The organism is Streptomyces sp. NBC_01276, assembly GCF_041435355.1.
GTDB lineage: Bacteria > Actinomycetota > Actinomycetes > Streptomycetales > Streptomycetaceae > Streptomyces.
The window spans coordinates 2376317-2390934 of record NZ_CP108442.1; the positions used below are offsets into that span (position 1 = coordinate 2376317).

General features: G+C 72.4%; 14 protein-coding genes. 2 read left to right on the top strand and 12 right to left on the bottom strand.

What is annotated here, in order from left to right; translation table 11 throughout:
* Nucleotides 1–19: 19 nt before the first annotated feature.
* The 4 genes from OG295_RS09955 to OG295_RS09970 form a co-directional block, all read right to left on the bottom strand.
* Nucleotides 20–1003 carry a methionine synthase gene (locus OG295_RS09955; protein ID WP_371676547.1) on the bottom strand — a complete coding sequence of 328 codons (984 nt, stop codon included), beginning with the start codon at nucleotides 1001–1003 and terminating at the stop codon, nucleotides 20–22.
* A complete protein-coding gene (locus OG295_RS09960) occupies nucleotides 1000–1689 on the bottom strand; it encodes an SDR family oxidoreductase (RefSeq protein WP_371676548.1) in 690 nt (229 codons plus the stop codon). The genes OG295_RS09955 and OG295_RS09960 overlap by 4 nt, the downstream gene beginning before the upstream one ends.
* 80 nt (nucleotides 1690–1769) lie before the next feature.
* Nucleotides 1770–2114: a DUF1330 domain-containing protein gene (locus tag OG295_RS09965; protein WP_371676549.1), complete on the bottom strand. Its 345-nt coding sequence runs from the start codon at nucleotides 2112–2114 to the stop codon at nucleotides 1770–1772.
* An 89-nt stretch (nucleotides 2115–2203) separates the two neighbouring features.
* On the bottom strand, nucleotides 2204–3169 hold the full coding sequence (locus OG295_RS09970) for a GlxA family transcriptional regulator (protein WP_371676550.1): 966 nt from the start codon (nucleotides 3167–3169) through the stop codon (nucleotides 2204–2206).
* Nucleotides 3170–3284: 115 nt separating this feature from the next.
* Here OG295_RS09970 and OG295_RS09975 point away from each other — a divergent pair, with 115 nt between their 5' ends.
* Nucleotides 3285–4208 (top strand): NADP-dependent oxidoreductase, encoded by a 924-nt coding sequence (locus tag OG295_RS09975; protein ID WP_371676551.1) that lies wholly within the window; start codon nucleotides 3285–3287, stop codon nucleotides 4206–4208.
* A gap of 113 nt (nucleotides 4209–4321) precedes the next feature.
* Here the strand turns inward: OG295_RS09975 and mnmA are convergent, their stop codons facing one another.
* On the bottom strand, nucleotides 4322–5455 hold the full coding sequence (gene mnmA, locus OG295_RS09980; RefSeq protein ID WP_371676552.1) for a tRNA 2-thiouridine(34) synthase MnmA: 1134 nt from the start codon (nucleotides 5453–5455) through the stop codon (nucleotides 4322–4324).
* Nucleotides 5456–5523: 68 nt separating this feature from the next.
* Between mnmA and OG295_RS09985 the strand changes: the two genes are divergently transcribed.
* The gene (locus OG295_RS09985; RefSeq protein ID WP_371676553.1) at nucleotides 5524–6231 is read left to right on the top strand and encodes an N-acetylmuramoyl-L-alanine amidase; all 708 of its coding nucleotides are present in this window, start codon (nucleotides 5524–5526) and stop codon (nucleotides 6229–6231) included.
* On the opposite strand, the gene OG295_RS09990 is transcribed toward OG295_RS09985, so the two are convergent.
* The 7 genes from OG295_RS09990 to OG295_RS10020 form a co-directional block, all read right to left on the bottom strand.
* Complete coding sequence (locus OG295_RS09990) at nucleotides 6228–7391, bottom strand: cysteine desulfurase family protein (protein WP_371676554.1); 1164 nt, start codon at nucleotides 7389–7391, stop codon at nucleotides 6228–6230. The two genes, OG295_RS09985 and OG295_RS09990, sit on opposite strands and share 4 nt — an antisense overlap.
* 145 nt (nucleotides 7392–7536) lie before the next feature.
* The gene (locus OG295_RS09995; protein ID WP_371676555.1) at nucleotides 7537–8391 is read right to left on the bottom strand and encodes a thioesterase family protein; all 855 of its coding nucleotides are present in this window, start codon (nucleotides 8389–8391) and stop codon (nucleotides 7537–7539) included.
* A 56-nt stretch (nucleotides 8392–8447) separates the two neighbouring features.
* On the bottom strand, nucleotides 8448–9104 hold the full coding sequence (locus tag OG295_RS10000) for a trimeric intracellular cation channel family protein (RefSeq protein WP_371676556.1): 657 nt from the start codon (nucleotides 9102–9104) through the stop codon (nucleotides 8448–8450).
* A 368-nt stretch (nucleotides 9105–9472) separates the two neighbouring features.
* Nucleotides 9473–10573 carry an ABC transporter ATP-binding protein gene (locus tag OG295_RS10005; RefSeq protein ID WP_371676557.1) on the bottom strand — a complete coding sequence of 367 codons (1101 nt, stop codon included), beginning with the start codon at nucleotides 10571–10573 and terminating at the stop codon, nucleotides 9473–9475.
* The gene (locus OG295_RS10010) at nucleotides 10570–11577 is read right to left on the bottom strand and encodes an ABC transporter ATP-binding protein (protein WP_371681151.1); all 1008 of its coding nucleotides are present in this window, start codon (nucleotides 11575–11577) and stop codon (nucleotides 10570–10572) included. Before OG295_RS10010 ends, OG295_RS10005 begins: the two co-directional genes overlap by 4 nt.
* A gap of 83 nt (nucleotides 11578–11660) precedes the next feature.
* Nucleotides 11661–12662 (bottom strand): ABC transporter permease, encoded by a 1002-nt coding sequence (locus tag OG295_RS10015; protein WP_030236081.1) that lies wholly within the window; start codon nucleotides 12660–12662, stop codon nucleotides 11661–11663.
* A gap of 185 nt (nucleotides 12663–12847) precedes the next feature.
* Nucleotides 12848–14605, bottom strand: a complete 1758-nt coding sequence (locus OG295_RS10020) for an ABC transporter substrate-binding protein (protein WP_371676558.1) — start codon at nucleotides 14603–14605, stop codon at nucleotides 12848–12850.
* Nucleotides 14606–14618 lie beyond the last annotated feature (13 nt).

Below are 14618 nucleotides of genomic sequence, written 5' to 3' on the forward strand. Positions count from 1 at the left end.
CCGTGGCCCGTCTCGACCGTCACTCAGGGTTGTCGGCGAGCGACCTCGCCGCCCTGACGCAATGGGCCTGCACCGCGCGGGCGTACGCGGGCGAAGCGCCCGCCAGACCGCACGAGGGGGTGACCACGACGGACTCGGCGAGAGTCCCCGGAGCCAGCCCCAGCCTGCGCCAGAGCTTCCTGACACCCATGACGCTACCGCCCGGGTCCGACAACGGGCCGTCGGTGCCGGGCACCACTCCGGCGAAGAGTTTCACACCGCCTTCGACGGCCTCCCCGATGGCGTCGTCCTCGCGCTCGGTGAGCAAGGAGAAATCGAACGACACGCCCGTGGCGCCCGCCCGGCGCAGCAGGCCGAAGGGGACCTCGGGGGCGCAGGAGTGCACGATCACCTCCCCGTCGTGGACGGCGAACAGGTCCCGCAGGGTGGATTCGACGACCTGCCGGTCGACGGCCCGGTAGGTGCGGTAGCCGCTGGCGGAGCGGACCCGGCCGAGCAGGACGGCGGTGAGCGAGGGCTCGTCGTACTGGAGGACGATCTCGGCGCCCGGGATCCGCTTGCGCACGTCGGCCAGGTGGTCGCGCAGGCCCTCGGCGAGGGATCCGGCGAGGTCCCGGCAGGCGCCCGGGTCCTGGAGCAGCGCCTCGCCGCCGTGCAGCTCCAGCGCGGTGGCCAGGGTCCACGGCCCGACGGCCTGGACCTTGAGCCGGCCGGTGTACCCCTGGGTGAACTCCTCCAGGGCGTCGAGGTCCTCGCCGAGCCAGGAGCGGGAGCGGCGGGTGTCGCGGCCCGGCCGGTCGCTGATCCGCCAGCCGCTCGGCTCGACGTGGGCGTAGAGGTCGACGAGGAGGCCGAGGGAGCGGCCGATCATGTCCGCGCCGGGCCCGCGTGCGGGCAGTTCGGCGAGGTAGGGGAACTCCTCGAAGGACCCGGTGACGGTCTTGGCGGCCTCGCGGGCGTCGCCGCCGGGCAGCGAGCCGACGCCGGTGGCGCTCGCGGTCATCGGCCGGGCCTGACGCTCAGGTCGTTGACCTCGGCGTCGCGCGGGAGGTCCACGGCCATGACGATGGTGGTCGCCACCGACTCGGGGTCGATCCAGTGGGCGGGGTCGTACTCCTTGCCCTCCTGGGAGTGCACCTTGGCCTGCATCGGGCTGGCCGTGCGGCCCGGGTAGACGGAGGTCACGCGGATGCCGTTCTGCTTCTCCTCGGCGCGCAGGGAGTCGGCGAGGGCCCTGAGGCCGTGCTTGGAGGCGGCGTAGGCGCTCCAGTCCGCGTGGGCGGTGAGGCCGGCGCCGGAGTTCACGAAGACGACCGTGGCCTTGGAGGCCCGCAGGGTGGGCAGCAGCAGCCGGGTCACCTCGGCGGGGGCGATCAGGTTGACGTTGAGCTGCTGGTGCCAGGTCTTGGGGCGCAGCTCCGCGACGGGTCCGAGGTCGACGATCCCGGCGATGTGCAGGAGGGAGTCGATCCGCTCGGGGACCGGCTGCTTGGAGAAGGCCCAGGACAGCCGGTCGGGATCGGCGAGGTCGCCCACCAGGGTCCGCGCGCCGGGGTAGCGCTCGACGAGCTGCCGGGCGCGGGCGGCGTCGCGGGCGAGCAGGACGAGGTCGTCGCCGCGGGCGTGCAGGCGGGCGGCGACGGCGGCGCCGATGCCGGATCCGGCACCGGTGATCAGGTGAGTAGCCATACGGACCATGCTCGCACCCCTTCGGGGCCCGGGGTCCGCCCGGTGCGCCGCCCCGGTCGCCGCCGCCGTCCCGGGAGCGGTCAGAGTCCGGCGGCCGCGCGCAGGGACGCGGCCGTCTTCGAGGCGTCGTAGCCGGCGGGGACGCCCTCCACGAGGATGACCTCGCCCTCGATGTGGGTGGTGCGCAGCGGCAGGATGGCCCGGTAGGCGGGCGAGTCGTACCAGGCGCGGGCCCGCTCGATGTCGGGGAAGGCGATGACGACGACCGTGCCGGGCCAGGGGCCCTCCTTGGCCTCGACCTCCCGGCCGTGGACGAGGAAGCGGCCTCCGAAGGGGTCCATGGTGGCCTGGATCCCCTCGATGTAGCGGAGGATGTCCTGGTTCATGGTCTCGGGGCGGATGTGGCCGATGGCGTAGGCGGTCATGTCGGTCTCCCCTGTCGTACGGCCGGTGGGTTCCGGGCCGTTGCACCGATCGTGTCAGGGGGCGGGCGCGGCGGCGATTACCTCCGGGGTCATGCCGACGCGGGCTGGAAGGTGCGCCGGTAGGCGATCGGGGAGACTCCGAAGGCGGTCCGCATGTGCTGGCGCAGGGAGTTGGCGGAGCCGAAGCCGGACCGGTGCGCGACCAGGTCGACGGGCAGGTCGCTGGACTCCAGCAGGTGGCGGGCCGCTTCCAGGCGCTGGGCGGTGAGCCACTGGACGGGGGTCATGCCGACCTCGTCGCGGAACCGCCGGGTGAAGGTGCGCAGGCTCATCCGGGCGTGGGCGGCGAGCTCGGCGAGGGTGACCGGCTCGGCGAGTCGTTCCAGGGCCCAGGCGCGGGTGGCGGTGGTGGTGGCGACCGTGGGGGCGGGGACGGGGCGGTCGATGTACTGGGCCTGGCCGCCGTCGCGCCAGGGCGGGACGACGCACAGCCGGGCGGCGCGGTTGGCCACGGCCGTGCCGTGGTCCTGGCGGATCATGTAGAGGCAGAGGTCGACGCCCGCGGCCACGCCCGCCGAGGTGAGGACGTCGCCGTCGTCGACGAAGAGGACCTCCTCGTCGAGCCGGACGCGCGGGAAGCCCCGCTGGAACTCGGGGGCGTGCAGCCAGTGCGTGGTGGCGGGCCGCCCGTCGAGCAGGCCGGCGGCGGCGAGGACGTAGGAGCCGGTGCAGAGGGAGACGAGCCGGGTGCCGGGCCGGATCGCGGCGAGGGCGTCGATGAGCACCTGCGACAGGGGCGCGCCGTGCGCGAGCTCGTCCATGGCGTGGGTGGGCGGGACGATCACGGTGTCCGCCGCGGCGAGGGCCTCGGGGCCCGCCGAGACGCCGATGGTGAAGCCCGCGTCGCTGGTCACGGGCTGTCCGTCGGCGGTGCAGACGGTGAGCTCGTAGAGCGGGTTCCCGGCCTCGTCGTGGGCGTTGCCGAAGACCCGGGAGGGGATGCCGAGCTCGAACGGGGGGACGCCTTCGAGGGCGAGTACGGCGACACGGTGCATGGCCAGATCCTGTCACATGGTGGCCGGACGGCCAATACCGTGCGGTCGGGGGAGCGGCCAGAGTGGACCCGTCGGCCGGTGATACCGGTACGGAAACCCAGCAAGGAGACATTTCATGCGCGCCGTCGTCGTCAGCAAGTGGGGCGGACCCGAGGTCCTCGTCGAGACCGAGGCCGAGCGTCCCGAGCCCGGCATGGGCGAGGTGCTCGTCCGGGTGCACGCGGCCGGGGTGAACCCGGTGGACTGGAAGACCCGCGAGAGCGGCGGCCTGATCCCCTGGGGTCCGGTTCCGGCGGTCGGCTGGGACGTGTCGGGCACCGTGGAGGCCGTCGGACCGGGCGTGACCCTGTACCGGGTGGGCGACGAGGTGTACGGGATGCCCCGCTTCCCGCAGCAGGCCGGCGCGTACGCCGAGTACGTGACCGCCCCCGCCCGGCACCTCGCCCGCAAGCCGGCCTCGCTGAGCCACGTGGAGGCGGCGGCCCTGCCGCTGGCCGCGCTGACCGCCTGGCAGGCGCTGGTGGACACCGCCCGGGTCTCGGCCGGGCAGCGCGTCCTGGTGCACGCCGCGGCCGGCGGGGTCGGTCACCTCGCCGTGCAGATCGCGAAGGCCCGGGGCGCGTACGTGATCGGCACGGCGAGCGCCGGCAAGCACGAGCTGCTGCGCGGACTCGGCGCCGACGAGGTGATCGACTACCGCACCACCGACTTCGAGGACGCGGTCGCGGACGTGGACGTCGTCATCGACGCCATGGGCGGGGACCACGGGGAGCGCTCGCTGAAGGTGCTCAAGCCCGGCGGGCACCTGGTGACCCTGCCCGGCCCGGACGGGATCCCGGCCGACCCGCGGGGCGTGCACGCCTCCTGGGTCCTGGTGGAGCCGGACCTGAAGGGGCTGGAGGAGATCGCCGCCCTGGTCGAGCGGGGTCTGCTCAAGCCGCTGATCGACACGGTGCTGCCGCTGGAGGAGGCCGCGAAGGCCCACGAGATCGGCGAGCGGGGCCGCACCACCGGCAAGATCGTCCTGACCGTCGCCTGAGGGCGGCCGGCCCGGCCCGGCGGCGGTCGGGAGAGGGATCGCCCCGCCCCCGCTCCCGCCCCCGCTCCCGCCCGCGCCCTGGACGGGGCGGGGGCGGGGGCGGGACGCCCGGGTCAGACCGCGGCGGCCGCGGCCTTGGTGGTGGTGGCGATGGTGGCGGAGCCGACCACGCGGGTGCCGTCGTAGAGCACGATCGCCTGGCCGGGGGCCACGCCGCGGACCGGCTCGGTGAAGGTGACGCGCAGCTCGCCGTCCACCACCTCGGCGAAGACCTCGGTCTCGCCCCCGTGGGCGCGCAGCTGCGCGGTGTAGGTGCCGGGGGCGGCCGCGGTGGAACCGCACCAGCGGGGGCGGATCGCGGTGAGGGCGCTGACGTCGAGGGCCTCGACGGGGCCGACGGTGACCGTGTTGTTCACCGGGGAGATGTCGAGGACGTAGCGGGGCTTGCCGTCGGGGGCGGGGTGGCCGATCCGCAGGCCCTTGCGCTGGCCGATGGTGAAGCCGAAGGCGCCCTCGTGGGTGCCGACCTTCTCGCCGCTCTCGTCGACGATGTCGCCCTCGGCCCGGCCCAGGCGGTTCGCGAGGAAGCCCTGGGTGTCGCCGTCGGCGATGAAGCAGATGTCGTGGCTGTCGGGCTTCTTCGCGACGGCCAGACCGCGCTCCTCGGCCTCGGCGCGGATCTCGTCCTTGGTGGTGAGGGTGTCACCGAGGGGGAAGAGGGCGTGCGCGAGCTGCTTCTCGTCGAGGACGCCGAGGACGTAGGACTGGTCCTTGGCCATGTCGGAGGCGCGGTGCAGCTCGCGGGTGCCGTCCTCGTTCAGGACGACGGTGGCGTAGTGGCCGGTGCAGACGGCGTCGAAGCCGAGGGCCAGGGCCTTGTCGAGCAGCGCCGCGAACTTGATCTTCTCGTTGCAGCGCAGGCAAGGGTTCGGGGTGCGGCCTGCCTCGTACTCCGAGATGAAGTCCTCGACGACGTCCTCGCGGAAGCGCTCGGCGAGGTCCCAGACGTAGAAGGGGATGCCGATGACGTCGGCGGCGCGGCGGGCGTCGCGGGAGTCCTCGATGGTGCAGCAGCCACGGGCGCCGGTCCGGAAGGACTGCGGGTTCGCGGAGAGCGCCAGGTGGACGCCGGTGACGTCGTGCCCGGCTTCGACCGCGCGGGCGGCGGCGACGGCGGAGTCCACGCCGCCGGACATGGCGGCCAGGACGCGAAGGGGGCGGGCGGTGCGCGGCAGGTTCTCAGTCATAGCACCGTCCAGAGTACGGGGAACCGCGCGGGGTCACAGCGCGTTATCGGCTCTGGGGGGTGGATCACATGACGGAGCAGGGGACGAAGGGGCCGGGGAAGCCGGGCGGGCGCCCGGCGGGCCGGACCCGCAGGGCGGTGCTCTTCGGCGGGCTCGGGGTGCTCGGGGCGGCGGCGCTCGTGGGCCGGGAGGAGATCGGGCGGGCCTGGTGGCTGCTGCCGGGCGTGCGCAAGCCGCGCAAGGAGGGTGAGCTGGACCACGCGGGGGCGAGCTGGACCGCCGCTTCCCCGGCGAACTGGCGGATGGCGGACCGGCCCGACGACTACCGGGTGGACCGGATCGTCGTGCACGTCACCCAGGGCAGTTTCGCGTCCTCGGTGGACGCCTTCAGGAATCCGTTCCACAAGGCCTCCGCGCACTACATCGTCCGCCAGGACGGCCACGTGGAGCAGATGGTGCGCGAGCTGGACGTGGCCTTCCACTCCGGGAACCGCTCGATGAACGAGCGCAGCGTGGGCATCGAGCACGAGGGTTTCGTGGACCGGCCGCAGGACTTCACCGATGCGCTGTACGCGGCGTCGGCCCGGCTGGCCGCCGATGTCTGCCGGAGGTACGGCATACCGGTGGACCGCACCCACTTCCTGGGGCACTCCGAGGTCCCGGGCGCCGACCACACGGACCCGGGCCCCCACTGGGACTGGGACCGCTACCTCGGGCTGGTCCGCACCGAGCTCACGGCGACCGCCACGCCGGCCGCCGCTTCGCCGACGGCCTAGCTGAGGCCCGCCGTACGGGCGCGTTCGACGGCCGGGCCGATGGCGGCGGCCACCGCGGCGACGTCGTCGCGGGTGGAGGTGTGGCCGAGGGAGAACCGCAGGGTGCCCCGGGCCAGCTGCGGGTCCGTGCCGGTCGCCAGCAGGACGTGGCTGGGCTGGGCGACGCCCGCGGTGCAGGCCGAGCCGGTGGAGCATTCGATGCCCTGGGCGTCCAGGAGCAGCAGCAGGGAGTCGCCCTCGCAGCCGGGGAAGCTGAAGTGGGCGTTGGCGGGGAGGCGGTCCTCGGGGTCGCCGCCCAGGACGGCGTCGGGGACGGCCGCCAGGACGGCGCCGATGAGCTCGTCGCGCAGGGCGCCGACCTCGGCGGCGAAGCGTTCGCGCCGCTCGGCGGCGAGTACGGCCGCGACGGCGAAGGCGGCGACGGCCGGCACGTCGAGGGTGCCGGAGCGGACGTGCCGCTCCTGGCCGCCGCCGTGCAGGACGGGGACGGGGCTCTGGTCGCGGCCGAGGAGCAGCGCGCCGATGCCGTAGGGTCCGCCGATCTTGTGGCCGCTGACGGTCATGGCGGCGAGCCCGCTGTCGCCGAAGCGGACGTCGAGCTGCCCGAAGGCCTGGACGGCGTCGGAGTGCAGCGGGATCGCGAACTCGCCGGCGACAGCCGCGAGTTCACGGACCGGCATGACGGTGCCGATCTCGTTGTTGGCCCACATGACGGTGGCCAGGGCCACGTCCTCGGGAGCCCGCTCGACGGCTTCGCGGAAGGCCTCGGGGTGGACCCGCCCGTAGCGGTCGACGGGCAGGTACTCGACCCGCGCGCCCTCGTGCTCGCCCAGCCAGTGCACGGCGTCGAGGACGGCGTGGTGTTCGACGGGGCTGGCGAGGATGCGGGTGCGGGCGGGGTCGGCGTCGCGGCGGGCCCAGTAGAGGCCCTTGACGGCGAGGTTGTCCGCCTCGGTGCCGCCCGCGGTGAAGACCACCTCGCTCGGGCGCGCGCCGAGTGCCTCGGCGAGGGACTCGCGGGCCTCCTCGACGGTGCGGCGGGCCCGGCGGCCGGCGGCGTGCAGGGAGGACGCGTTACCCGTGGCGGCGAACTGCGCGGTCATCGCCGCAGCGGCTTCCGGGAGCATCGGCGTGGTCGCGGCGTGGTCGAGGTAGGCCATGATCCCCCGATTCTACGAGTCCCCGGGCGCCGGGTTTCCCGGGGTACGCGGGACCGGGGACGGCCGGGGCCGGCGAGCGGGGCGCGCCGGGGCGCGGTCCGGGCCCCGGTCCGGGCCATGGGTCGCGCCCCGGGTCGCGCCGGGGCTACGGGCGCGGGGCGCGGGCCAGCTGGCGGGACTGGGCCACCAGGCGGTCGGCGGAGTCCCAGACCTCGGCGTCCTCCTCCAGGAAGCCGCCGGCCAGGTTGCGGGTGACGATGCCCACCCGCAGCGGACCGGGGGCCGGGCGGCAGCGGATGTGGGTGGTCAGCTCGACGGTCGGGGCCCAGCCCAGCAGGCCGAGGTCGAAGGCGGTCGGCGGGAGCGCGTCCACCGCGAGCAGCAGCGACAGCGGGTCGGCGTCGCGGCCGTCGGCCAGCTCGAACCAGGCCCGCATCTCGCCCTTCCCGGACGGTGCGCCGACCGCCCAGCCGGCGGTCGCCGGGTCCAGGCGCAGCCGGAGCCGGTCCACGATGGCGGAGCTGCCGGGGATCGGCGCCGGGCCCGCCTCGGCGCCGAGGCAGTCCTCGTAGGGCGGGATGACGGGCGGCCGCGCCACCGTGTGCACGGCGTCGGGGAGGGCGTCGAGGTCACCGTAGGAGGCGAGCACGCGGATGCGCTCGACCTCGGCGCCGTTCTCGTCGAACTGGAAGAGGGAGGCCTGGCCCGTGGAGAGGTTCCGGCCGGCCCGGACGACCTGGGTGCGGATCACGGCGGGGCCGGGCACCGAGGAGGTCAGGTAGTGGGCCGAGACGGTGAAGGGGTCCGGGTGCGGCAGCGCCGCGGACAGGGCCCGGCCCACCAGGGCCAGCAGGTAGCCGCCGTTGACGGCGGTGATGATCGTCCAACCGGCGGAGAGTTCCGCGTCGTACACCCCGGGCTCGCCCGCGCGCGGGGCGATGGTGGTGTCGCGGTCGAACTCGCTGTCGCCGATGGTGGCCTGGGCGGCTGTGTGTGACATGGCTCGAAGGTACACCTGCAAGCTACTAAGCGGTAGCTTTCTTTGTCGGGTGGGACCTAGGGCTCTTCGGCCACACCGGAGCGGCGGTTCCACGCCAGCGGGGCCCGCCAGTGGTAGCGCATCGCGAGCAGCCGCAGGACGAAGGTGGTGATGATGGCGACGCCGGTCGTCAGGGCGTTGAGCACCTCCAGACCGATGAAGACGGCCACCATCGAGGCCCCGACCATGGCCGGAACGGCGTACATCTCGCGGTCGCGCAGCAGCGAGGGCACCTCGTTGACGAGGACGTCGCGCAGCACGCCGCCGCCGACGGCCGTGGCCAGGCCGAGCGCGGCGGACGCGGTCAGGCCCAAGCCGTACTCGTAGGCCTTGGTCGTGCCGGTGACGCAGAAGAGGGCGAGGCCGGCGGCGTCGCAGACGTTGATGGCCCGGTTGATCCGCTGCACCTCGGGGTGCAGGAAGAAGACGATCGCGGAGGCGATCAGGGGCGTGACGAAGAAGCTGAGCTCGCCGAAGGCGGCGGGCGGCACGGCGCCGATGACGAGGTCGCGGAAGAGGCCTCCGCCGAGGGCGGTGACGAGGGCGAGGACGGCGATGCCGAAAACGTCGAAGTTCTTGCGGACGGCGAGCAGGGCGCCCGCCAGGGCGAAGACGAAGATGCCCGCGAGGTCCAGGGCGTGCTGGACGTCGGGCGGGAAGAGATCGTGGAGCACCCCGCCATTGTCGCCCGCCGCGAGCGGTGGCTCCGCCGGTCGGCACGGGCGGGCCGCGGGGGGGGTCCCTCCCCCCACATGCCCCCGGCCGGCCGGGCCGGGTACGCGCGGGCGGCTCCGCCGGTCGCACGGTGCGGCGGGGACGGTGGCGCGGGCCGTGGGGATGCGTCCGTGCGGGCCGGTGCGCCCGGGGCTCCGGTCCCGGAACGCCGGTGGGGCCGGTTTCCGCCGGGTGCCCACCGGAAGGGATCGGCGGGGCCCCGGGTGTGACCCGGGGTCCCGCCCGGGGGTGGTGGGTCCGTCCGCTACTCCGGACCCGCCGCCCCCACGACCGTCCTGCCCGGGTCACCGCCCGGCCAGGGCAGGGGCTACTCGGAGCCCGCCGCCACCGCCTCGGTCGCGCCCGGCAGGGCCGGGTCGCCCGGCGCCTGGTCGGGGGCGTTCTCCGGGTGGTGGCACGCCACCTGGTGCCCGGTCTTCAGGGCGACCAGCGGCGGGTCCACCTTGGTGCACATCTCCGTCGCCTTCCAGCACCGCGTGTGGAAGCGGCAGCCGGCCGGCGGGGAGATCGGCGAGGGCACGTCGCCCTTGAGCAGGATGCGCCCGCTCTTCGCCCCGCGCCGCCGCGGGTCCGGAACCGGCACCGCGGACATCAGCGCCGTCGTGTACGGGTGCATCGGGGCCTCGTACAGCGACTTCCGGTCGGCCAGCTCCACGATCTTGCCGAGGTACATCACCGCGATGCGGTCCGAGACGTGCCGGATGACCGACAGGTCGTGCGCGATGATCACGTAGGTCAGGCCGAGCTCCTCCTGGAGGTCGTCCAGCAGGTTCACCACCTGGGCCTGGATCGACACGTCCAGCGCGGAGACCGGCTCGTCCGCGACGACGAGCTTCGGCTTGAGGGCCAGGGCGCGGGCGATGCCGATCCGCTGGCGCTGGCCGCCCGAGAACTCGTGCGGGTAGCGGTTGAAGTGCTCGGGGTTCAGGCCGACCAGCGACAGCAGCCGCTGGACCTCCGCCTTCAGGCCGCCCTCGGGGGTGACCTTCTGGAGCCGGAAGGGAGCGCTGACGATCGTGCCGACCGTGTGCCGCGGGTTCAGCGAGCCGTACGGATCCTGGAAGATCATCTGCACGTCGCGGCGCAGCGGGCGCATGCCCGCCACGCCCAGGTGCGTGATGTCCTTGCCCTCGAACTCGATCCGGCCGTCGGTCGGTTCGAGCAGCCGGGTGATCAGACGCCCCATGGTGGACTTGCCGCAGCCGGACTCGCCGACGATGCCGAGGGTCTCACCCCGCCGGACCTCGAAGTCGATGCCGTCCACGGCCTTGACGGCCCCGGCCTGCCGGCGCAGCAGCCCCTTGTTGATGGGGAAGTGCTTGACCAGCCCGGTCACCTTCAGGAGCGCGTCCGCGGTGTTCGTTTCGGGCGCCTCGGGCGCCTCGGGGCTTTCAGGCTTCTCGGTCACAGCTTCGGCGCAATCTCTTCGGTCCAGATCCGGGTCCGCTCCTCCTGCGACATGTGGCAGGCGGACCAGTGCCGGCTGTCGTCCTCGGTCAGCTCGGGGCGCTGGGTACGGGTGATGCCGCCCTTGGGCACGTCGGCGTAGGGGCACCGGGGGTTGAAGGCGCAGCCGCTCGGGATGTTGATGAGGCTGGGCGGCGAGCCCTTGACCGGGATCAGGCGCTCGGTCTGGTCGCGGTCGATGCGCGGCATGGAGCCGAGCAGGCCCCAGGTGTAGGGGTGCCGGGGGCCGTAGAAGACCTTCTCGGCGGTGCCGCGCTCGACGCACCGGCCGCCGTACATCACGAGGATCTCGTCGGCCATCTCGGCGACCACGCCGAGATCGTGCGTGATCATGATGACCGCGGAGCCGAACTCCTTCTGGAGGTCGCGGATCAGGTCGAGGATCTGCGCCTGGACGGTGACGTCCAGGGCGGTGGTCGGCTCGTCCGCGATGAGCAGCTCGGGGTTGTTGACCAGCGCCATCGCGATCATCGCGCGCTGGCGCATACCGCCGGAGAACTCGTGCGGGTACGCGTCCACGCGCCGGTGGGGCTCCGGGATGCCGACGCGGTCGAGCATCTCGACGGCGCGGGTGCGGGCCTTCTTCTTGTCGACGTCGTGGTGGGTCCGGTAGGCCTCGACGATCTGCTTGCCGACCGTGTAGTACGGGTGCATCGCGGACAGCGGGTCCTGGAAGACCATCGCCATCTTGCGGCCGCGCAGGCGGCGCACCCGGTCGGCGTCGGCGGCGACCAGGTCCTCGCCGTCGAGCACGACCTCGCCCGAGATGTGGGGGCGGCTGCGGGCGTTGCCGGTGCGGTGCAGGCCCATGATGGCCAGCGAGGTCACCGACTTCCCGGAGCCGGACTCGCCCACGATGCCGAGGGTCTTGCCGCGCTCCAGGTCGAAGGAGAGTCCGTCGACGGACTTCACCAGGCCGTCGTCGGTCGGGAAGTGCACGCGCAGGTCGCGTACGGAGAGGAAGGGGGCCGCGTCGCGCGGTCCGCCCTGCTCCGGGACGAAGGCGGGCTCGTCGGAAACGGTCTTGGTCACGTCAGCCTCACGCGCGGGTCGATGACGGCGTACAGCAGGTCCACGATCAGGTTGGCCATCACCACGAACAACGCGGCGAGCAGGGTGACTCCCATGATCACGGGGAGGTCGCCCTGGCCGATGGCGGCGACGGCCGCCGTCCCCAGACCCTGGAAGTTGAAGGTCGTCTCGGTGAGCACCGCGCCGCCGAGGAGTCCGCCGAGGTCGAGGCCGAACATCGTGACGATCGGGGTGAGGGTGGAGCGCAGGGCGTGCTTGCGGATGACCACGCCCTCCTTGAGTCCCTTGGCGCGCGCCGTGCGGATGTAGTCCTCGCCGAGGACTTCCAGCATCGTCGCCCGGGTGATGCGGGCGTAGGTGGCGGCGAAGAGGAAGGCCAGGGTGACCCAGGGCAGGATCATGCTGTTGAGCCAGGCCAGCGGATCCTCGGTCAGGGGTTTGTAGTTGGAGACGTCGAGCCAGCCGAGGCTGTAGACGAAGACCGCCGGGGCCACCATGCCGGTGAAGAAGATCGGCAGGGAGACGCCGGCGAGGGCGCCGACCATGACGGTGCGGTCGATGGCGGTCCGGCGTTTGAGCGCCGAGACCACTCCGGTCGCCACACCGGCCAGCACCCAGATGACCGCCGCGCCGAGGGCGAGCGAGAGGGTGACCGGCATGCGGTCGAGCATGGTCTGCCAGACGGGGGCCTCGCTCTTGAAGGAGTAGCCGAAGCACGGCGCGGCGCAGTGCGTGACCTCGGTCCCCGCGTCGTAGTCGCGGCCGACGAAGATCCCCTTGAGGAACACCCAGTACTGCTCGGAGATCGGCTTGTCGAAGCCCATCTTGACCCGGATGCCCTGCAGGGCGGTCTCGCTGGTCTCGCGGCCGGCGTACATGAGCGCGGGGTCGCTGCCGGTCAGCTTGGGGACCGCGAAGAAGATGCCGAAGGTGACCGCGGAGACCACCAGCAGCGTGGCGGCGACGTTGAAAAGCCGCCGTATGAGGTAGACGAGCACTGCAGTCGGCCGCCCGGGGCGGGCGGCCGCCGTCCCTCGTGGGGACGGCAGCCGCCGCCTGCGGCCTTCACCTGCCCTTCGGACTAGCGCACGTGCGGTGAAGGCACTTACTTGCGTACTTGCGTAGTTGCTGCTGTCTTACGGACCCTCGCGGGCCGGTACTGCTTGCCGGACTGCCCGTCCGACTACTTGCCGACGCCCAGGACCGCGAGGTCGATGCGGCCCATCGAGTCGTTGAAGTAGACGTTGGTCAGACGCGGGTTGTGGTAGATCAGCGCCTTGTCGAAGTTGATCGGCAGGTAGAGCGCCTTCTCCATGACCTTCTGGTTGATCTGGCCGTAGAACGGGGCGGCGGCCTCGGGGGTGGCGGCGGCAGCGGCGGTCTTGAACAGGCCGTTGATCTCCGGGTCGTTGACCTCGGTGTAGTTGTTGTTGCCGTTCGGCAGGATGAACGATCCGTCGACCAGCGGCTGCAGGAAGCCCGAGCCGGAGTTGTAGTCGGCGCCCCAGCCCATGACGATGATGCCGTAGTTCTTCTTCTTCACGTTCTCGGGCGAACCGATCGTGGAGGAGGAGAGCTTGCCGTCGTACTGGTCGATCGTCGCCTTGACGCCGATCTTGGCGAGCGCGGCCTGGAGGGACTCGGCGCTCTTGACCTCGGGGGCGCGGTTGTTGCGGACCGCGATGGTGGTCTCGAAGCCGTCGGGCTTGCCACAGGCCTTGAGCGCGGCCTTGGCCTTGTCCGTCTGCGGCTTGCCGCCCGTCAGGTTGAACGGGTCGTACTTCTTGTCCGAGCCGGGGATGCCGGGCGGCAGCATGTTCGCGCCGAGGTCACCGCTGGTCGGGCCACCGCGGGCGTTCTGCAGCGACTTCGGGTCGGCCGCGTAGATGACGGCCTTGCGGCACTCGATGTTGTCGAACGGCGCGACCGTCTGCGGGAAGGCGAAGTAACGGATGTAGCCCGTGTAGGGGTTGTCCGCGTTCTTCTTGAGGTTCGAGTCCTTGAGGATCTTGTTCTTCGCGGCCTGCTGGACACCGGTGCCGTCGACGGCGAGGTCGATGTCGCCGGAGAGCAGGCGCTGGTCCATGTCGTCCGGGTTGGTGGTGACCGTGAAGGTGACCTTGTCCGGCAGACCCTTGCGGATCGTGTCGGTGGCCGGGTCCCAGTTCTCGTTGCGGACGAAGGTCGCGCCCTTGCCGGAGGCGAAGGACTCCACCTTGTAAGGACCGGTGGAGACCGGCTTGTTGGTGTAAGAGGCGCCCTCGTCCTTGCCCGCCGGGACCGGCGAGGAGGACGGCATGGCCAGCAGGTACTTGAAGTCGGAGTTGGCGCTCGCCAGGTTGAAGACGATCGTGTGGTCGTCCGGCGTCTCGACGGACTTCAGGCCCATCTTGTTCGGGTCGGTGTCCTTGTAGGGACCCGGGTACTTCTGGCCCTGGTCGAGCAGGTCGATCAGGTACGTCGGACCGCCGGACAGCACGTCCTGCGCGAAGACGCGCTCGATGCCGTACTTGAAGTCCTTCGCGGTGATCGGGGAACCGTCGTCGAACTTCACGCCGTCCTTGATCTTGACGGTGTACGTCTTGCCGTCGTTGCTCAGGACGGGCTCGCCCGCGGCGAGGTCCGGGACCAGCTTGGTGCCGGCCGCGCCGGGCTTGCTGTCGTACGCGTACAGCTGGCGGATGTAGAGGCGCTGCAGGTTCCACACGAAGCCGTAGTAGGCGCGCGCCGGGTCGAGGAAGTCGACGTCCTGCGGGGACCAGAGCTTCAGCTCGCCGCCCTTGGCGTCGGAGGCGTTGACCACGGCGGCGGTGGCACCGCTGTAGCCCTTGTCGCCCTTGTCATCGCTGTCGGCCTTCTTGTCGTTGCCACCGCACGCGGCGGTCAGCGACAGGGCGGCGATCACGGCGGTGATCGCGAGTGCCTGCTTTCTGCGGATCACGGTTGTCCAACCT